Annotated in this window: 4 protein-coding genes; 1 reads left to right on the forward strand and 3 read right to left on the reverse strand. The window is 75.4% G+C overall.

Translation table 11 applies throughout. The annotated features are described in order from the left end of the window. Positions 1–83 precede the first annotated feature (83 nt). The gene (locus CCN44_RS37010) at positions 84–1268 is read left to right on the forward strand and encodes a cellulose-binding domain-containing protein (protein WP_086703096.1); all 1185 of its coding nucleotides are present in this window, start codon (positions 84–86) and stop codon (positions 1266–1268) included. A gap of 188 nt (positions 1269–1456) precedes the next feature. Here CCN44_RS37010 and CCN44_RS37015 read toward each other — a convergent pair whose 3' ends face one another. The 3 genes from CCN44_RS37015 to CCN44_RS37025 form a co-directional block, all read right to left on the reverse strand. Further along, positions 1457–2827, reverse strand: a complete 1371-nt coding sequence (locus CCN44_RS37015) for a Cys-Gln thioester bond-forming surface protein (protein ID WP_208639921.1) — start codon at positions 2825–2827, stop codon at positions 1457–1459. A gap of 340 nt (positions 2828–3167) precedes the next feature. After that, positions 3168–3644 carry a single-stranded DNA-binding protein gene (locus CCN44_RS37020; RefSeq protein ID WP_086703100.1) on the reverse strand — a complete coding sequence of 159 codons (477 nt, stop codon included), beginning with the start codon at positions 3642–3644 and terminating at the stop codon, positions 3168–3170. A gap of 301 nt (positions 3645–3945) precedes the next feature. Beyond that, the coding region (locus tag CCN44_RS37025) for a YfjP family GTPase (RefSeq protein WP_208639920.1) at positions 3946–5537 on the reverse strand (1592 nt) is incomplete at its 5' end.

Here is a 5537-nt window from a genome sequence, read left to right on the forward strand (position 1 = left end):
AGACCGGTGCCGCGTCCGACCGACCGACCGACCCGATCCCGTACCGGGAGCGCTCCCAGAACTCCCGGCCCTAGGAGGCACACATGCCCACCCTGCTCGCGCGCTGCCCGCGATGGGTGCGCAGACCCTGGACGGCGGCCACGGCCACCCTCGCGCTGGCGGTGTCCCTCCTGGTCGCGGTGCCCGCCAGCGGCGCGGACAGCGCGCCGGGATGCCGGGTCGACTACGCCGCCGACCAGTGGACCGGCGGCTACACCGCCCAGATCCGTGTGACCAACCTCGGCCCCGCGCTCAGCGGCTGGCGGCTGACCTGGACCTACGGCGGCGACCAGCTCGTCACCTCCGCCTGGAACGCCACCGTCACCCAGACCGGCCGCTCCGTGACCGCCGTCGGCACGGACTGGAACGCCGCCCTGCCCAGCGGTGCGGGCACCGCATTCGGTCTCCAGGGGACCTGGCGGTCCGCCGCCCCCACGCCCACCGACTTCAGCCTCAACGGCGTGCCCTGCGGTGACGGCACCGTCCCGCCTACCACGCCTCCCACCACACCGGGGACTCCGGGCCCCACACCGTCACCCGCCGACTGCGGCGGCGCCGCCCTCTGCACCGACTTCGAGGACCAGACCGGCACCTCCCCGTCCGGCGGCTGGCGGTTCACCGCGCCCGACTGCCAGGGCACGGGCACGGCGGCCGTCGACACGGCTGTCGCGCACAGCGGCACCCGGTCACTGCGGGTGGACGGGCGGGCCGGGTACTGCAACCACGCCTTCGTCGCCGCCACCGCCGATCTGTCGTCGGTCGGCCCGGTGCTCCACGTCCGTCTGTGGGTCCGGCACACCACCGCGCTCCCCTCCGCCCATGTCACCTTCGTGTCGATGCCGGACGCCTCCCAGGGCGGCCGGGCGCTGCGGGTCGGCGGGCAGAACGGCGCCCTCCAGTGGAACCGGGAGAGCGACGACGCCACCCTGCCCGCGCAGAGCCCGGCCGGAGTGGCGCTGAGCAGGCCGCTTCCGACGGGCAGCTGGCAGTGCCTGCGGTTCGCGGTCGACACCTCCGCGCCCGGACTGGACACCTGGCTCGGCGCCGAGCAGGTGCCGGGACTGCACGCGGACGGGGTACCCACGCAGGACGTCGACCAGCAGTGGCTCGCCCGGACCACACCGCCCCGCCCGACCGCTCTGCGGCTCGGCTGGGAGAGCTACGGCACCGGCGACGACACCCTGTGGTTCGACGACGTGGCCGTCGGCTCGGCCCCGATCGGCTGCTGACCGGCCGCTCCTCCGGCGGGCCGGCCGGCAACCGCCCCCACGGAGGGGACGGTGACCGAGCCAGCCGGCCGGGGGCCGCCCCCACGGAAGGGACGATGACCGAGCCAGCCGGCCGGGGGCCGCCGGCTCACGTGCCCGGAGGCTTCTCCCCGGCCCGCACGCGCGCCGGCCATCCCCACGGGGACGGCTCACGCGCCCGGAGGCGTCTCCTTCTTGCGCAGCACGATCAGGACCGCGCCGCCGATCACCACCAGGCCGATGGCCACGCCCGCGATCAACGGGGTGATCGCGGAACCGCCGGTCGCGGCCAGGTTGGTGTCCGGGGCCGTGCCGCCGCCCACCGTGGCGGGGCTGGGCTCGGTGTGGAGCTGGGCCGTCTCCGTGCTGATCGCGCCCTGGGTCTTGCAGTCCAGGACTCCGGTGAAGCGGTGGCTGAAGCCGTGCGGGCCGGTGATCGTGAAGTCGTAGGCCCGGTCCTCCTGGAGCGGCACGGTCACCGTGCGGGACGCGCCCGCGGGGATCGTGTGCTCGGCGCCCATCAGCCGGAAGGTGAACGGCTCGTCGCCCTTGTTGGCCGCGGTGACGTCCACGCCGCCCTTGGCGCAGTTCTTGCGGGCCGACACCGCCGGTATGGCGCCCTCGGCCGCCCAGCCGGCCGTCGCGGTCGCGGAGACCGTGGACTCGCTGGAGCCGGCCAGGATCTGGGTCTGGCTGCGGCTCTCGGAGGCGAAGGCCCGGCCCACCGGCACGGTGGTCGACGCCTGCACGGTCAGCTCGGCCGTCCCTCCCCCACCGCCGGAAGCATGGGCGGCACCCCCGGCTTCGTCGTCGGGAACGTCGAAGTACAGCTTGCTGCCGTTCTTCGCCGAGGTGACCGCCTTGCCGGTCCCGTCGATGATCCGCACCCCGCTGGTGGCCGCGTCCGCCGGCGGGCTCACGGTGACCGCGTCCGCGTTGGTGTGCACGGTCACCGGTCCGAGCAGGTCGCCCGGCCGGCCGGAGACGGCGGGCGGATCCAGGCTGAGCGAGGCCCGCGGCTCGGCGACGCTCCGGGCGCTCTTCTCCAGGTAGTCGGCGAGCTTCTCGGCCTGCGGGTCCACGGCGTCGACCTTCGCGCCGTCGGAGTAGCGCCAGATGGCCACCTGGGTGCCGGCCGCGGCGTCCTGCTCGGTCAGCCCGCTCGTGCCCGCCCGCCGGGCGAGCGCGGCGAGGTCGTTGACCTGGGGGTAGGAGTTCTGCAGGATCCAGCGGATCCGGCCCGCGTCCTTGTTGGTGCCCAGCGAGGTGCCGCTCCAGGGGGTCTCCTGGTACCGGGCGTCCCGCTGGGTCGGGTTGTGCAGATCGACGCAGTACGTCTGGAGGGTGCCGCCGCCGTCCACGGACATCTCGAACAGGCCCGCGGACACCTGCTGGTCGCCGCCGTCCTCGTGGATCACGGCCTCGCCGTAGGTCTTCAGGCCGTTGATCGTGGCCGTCGCCCCGCCCTGCGTCTGCGGTCTCCCCTCGGCCGCTGCCGTACCGGCGCCGGACAGCACGCCGGCCGCCACGAGGCCGGACATCGTGGTGGCGGCGGCCAGGCGGGCCGGTCCGGTGGACCGGCGGAACCCAGAGAGCGCAGCAAGCACAGAATTCCCCTTCGAGCAGGACCCGTTGGACGTGGGGGACGGTCCCACCAGCAGAATCGGCAGCCCCTAGGGGCACGCCCGGCATCCTATGGATCAGCCGGAGCCTCACCCGTCGGTCGGATCATCCGATGGCCGATCCGATCCGCAATCGTTATCGCCGGGACCGTCCGTGAGCTGGCCATATCGACAAATCCACCGGTTCGTACGGTGTGTTGTGCCCGTTCGGCGGGCCTGCCGACGGGCGGTCGCGGCCGGCGGCGCGGCGTGGCTGACGTCATGTCACCGCCACGGCCTCCTGCCCCTGTTGCCGCTCCTGGCCGTCCTGCGGGTCCGCCGACCGTGGTGTCTCCCAGTTCGGCTCGGGCCGGGCCGCCGTGGGTGGCGTCTCCGGCCTGACCGCGCGCTGGAAGAGCGCCGTACCGCGCGACAGGTCGTGGCCGATCGCCACGGCGTCGATGTCGGCGGAGGCCCACTGCTGCTGTCCCTCCCGCACCTCGGTGCGCACCTTCAGCCGGCCCTGGACGACGACCGGCTGCCCCACCTCCACGCACGCGGCCACGTTGGCCGCGAGCTGCCGGTTGGCCCACACGGTGAAGAAGTTGGTGTGCCCGTCCGTCCACACGTTCCGCTCCCGGTCCCAGTAGCGCGCGGTCACCGCCAGCCGGAACCGGGCCGACGGCCCCGCCGCCACCTCGCGGTACACCGGCTGGGTCGCCACGTTGCCCACCACACAGACGATGGTCTCGTTCACGTCCTCGCTCCCCTCCCCCGCCCGTCCCCTCGGCCGGGCGGACACGCGTACGGGCCCGTCCCGTACGGCTGCGTCTGCCGTGCCGGCGCGTACGACTGCCGTACGCACCGGCACGTCCCGCGACCGCCCGTGCCGCCCGCCGCCTCCGCGGCCGGACCCGCCGTGCGATCGCCGTGGCCCCAGACTGCCTCCGCCGGGCCGGGCCCGCTGAGCGCTGTGGACGGCCGCCCGCCTGTGGAAAACCCGGCCACCCGCACGGGTGACGCCTCGTCCCCGCCGGCCCCGCCCGCGCCGAGAACCCTCAGCCCACCCCGGTCCGCACGACCCTGCCGTACTGCTCCCGCACCTCCCGGTACCGCAGCAGCTCCGCCGCCACCGGATCGAGCACCCGGGCCCGGCCGCAGCTCGCCGCCGCCTCCCGCAGTCTCCGTTCCGCCTCCTGGCCGTAACGCCGTGCGGGCCCCCGGGCCGCCATCCGGCAGGCCCACTCCACCAGCGGACCGCCGATGATCCCGCACACCATCAGCAGCACCGGAACCCCCAGGTTGGGTGCCATCAGCCCGGCGATCTGCCCCGTCAGCCAGGCGCCGCCCGCGATCTGCAGCAGGGTCATCGCCGCCTGGACCAGTACGGCCACCGGCCACCAGCCCGGCCGCGGCGGGCGGCCCGTCGGCAGCCCGGCCCGCGCCGCCAGGTCGTCCAGCGCCTCGGACAGCCCCTGGGAGCCGCGTACGGCCGCCTCGCGCACCGCCTGGGCCCAGGGCGCGGGCAACCCGGCCGAGGCCCGTTCGGACACCGTACGGACCGCCTGTTCGACGCGCTGGCGGGCCGTGGCCTCCTCGTCGGCCTGGGCGCGTACCTGGTGGCGGCCGGTCGTGGAGTCGGAACGGCCCTGGTACCAGCGCCACAGCCGCAGCCAGGGCGTGCCGCAGGCGCGGCCCGCGTTGCGCAGCCAGGCGCGTTCGGCGGCCTCGCCCGCCGCGGTGGCGCCCACCGCGTCCGCGAGCCGCGCGGCGAACTCCTCGCGCGCCTCCTCGCTGAGGCCGACCCGCCGGCCGGTGGCGTAGACCGGTCGCAGCTCGGCCGCGGCGGAGTCCAGGTCGGCCGCCACCCGGCGGGCCGCGGCGCCACGCTCCGCCACGAACTGGCCGAGCGCCTCGCGCAGTTCACCGACGCCCTCGCCGGTGAGCGCGGACAGGGCGAGCACGGTGGCGCCCGGTTCGCCGTGCTCGCCGAGCGCGATGCCGTCCTCGTCCAGCAGCCGCCGCAGATCGTCCAGGACCTGGTCGGCGGCGTCCCCGGGCAGCCGGTCCACCTGGTTGAGGACGACGAACATGATCTCCGCGTGGCCGGCCATCGGCCGCAGGTAGCGCTCGTGCAGGACGGCGTCGGCGTACTTCTCGGGGTCGACCACCCAGATGACCGCGTCGACCAGCTTCAGGATCCGGTCGACCTGTTCGCGGTGCTGTACGGCGGCGGAGTCGTGGTCGGGCAGGTCCACCAGGACCAGACCGCGCAGCTGCCCCTCGGTGTCCGGGCCGTGCAGCGGGCGGCGGCGCAGCCGGCCCGGGATGCCCAGCCGGTCGATGAGGCCGGCGGCGCCGTCGCTCCAGCTGCACGCGATGGGCGCGGCCGTGGTCGGCCGCCGTACACCGGTCTCCGAGATGGGGACGCCGGCGAGCGCGTTGAACAGCTGGGACTTGCCGCTGCCGGTGGCGCCGGCGAGGGCGACGACGGTGTGCCGGCCGGAGAGCTTGCGGCGCGCGGCGGCCTCGTCCAGCACGCGGCCCGCCTCGGCGAGGGTACGGCTGTCCAGGCGGGCGCGGGAGAGCCCGACGAGTTCGCGCAGGGCGTCCAGGCGGGAGCGCAGCGGGCCGTCGTACGCCAGCGGGG

Source organism: Streptomyces tricolor (assembly GCF_002155905.1).
In the GTDB taxonomy this organism is placed as follows: Bacteria; Actinomycetota; Actinomycetes; order Streptomycetales; family Streptomycetaceae; genus Streptomyces; species Streptomyces tricolor.

What these genes read in the sequence shown, in the direction of transcription:
- CCN44_RS37010 (WP_086703096.1), top strand. Translation starts at nt 84, where the DNA reads ATGCCCACCCTGCTCGCGCGCTGCCCGCGATGGGTGCGCAGACCCTGG.
- CCN44_RS37015 (WP_208639921.1), bottom strand. Translation starts at nt 2,827, where the DNA reads ATGTCCGGCCTCGTGGCGGCCGGCGTGCTGTCCGGCGCCGGTACGGCA.